Source organism: Pseudoalteromonas sp. CO109Y, assembly GCF_004208935.1.
Lineage (GTDB): Bacteria > Pseudomonadota > Gammaproteobacteria > Enterobacterales > Alteromonadaceae > Pseudoalteromonas > Pseudoalteromonas shioyasakiensis.
The window spans coordinates 1-390 of record NZ_SGPD01000055.1 but is presented as its reverse complement, the minus strand read 5'-3'; the positions used below and the strand labels follow the sequence as shown (position 1 = coordinate 390).

The following is a 390-nucleotide window of genomic DNA, read 5'->3' as shown; positions in this document are numbered from 1 at the left end:
TCGGCGATGCAGGATTTGAACCTGCGACCCCTTGGACCCAAACCAAGTGCGCTACCAAACTGCGCTAATCGCCGATATCTTAGAGTAAATTGGGGTGACTGATGGGGCTCGAACCCACGACAACCGGAATCACAATCCGGGGCTCTACCAACTGAGCTACAATCACCACGGCATTTACATATTTTCAAATGGCGCACCCGGAAGGATTCGAACCTTCGACCAACGCCTTAGAAGGGCGTTGCTCTATCCAGCTGAGCTACGGGCGCATCGAAAACTTCATAAGTTTGCCTGTAAGCGCCGCTTCTTAAAGAAGAAGTGGTCGGCGATGCAGGATTTGAACCTGCGACCCCTTGGACCCAAACCAAGTGCGCTACCAAACTGCGCTAATCG

3 tRNA genes are annotated in these 390 nt (G+C 52.6%); all 3 read right to left on the bottom strand.

The features are described from left to right. Positions 1-74: transfer RNA gene (locus EXT43_RS20510), tRNA-Pro, on the bottom strand. A 16-nt stretch (positions 75-90) separates the two neighbouring features. Continuing rightward, a tRNA-His gene (locus EXT43_RS20505) sits at positions 91-166 on the bottom strand. 23 nt (positions 167-189) lie between these two features. Further along, a tRNA-Arg gene (locus EXT43_RS20500) sits at positions 190-266 on the bottom strand. Between the last annotated feature and the right edge of the window lie 124 nt (positions 267-390).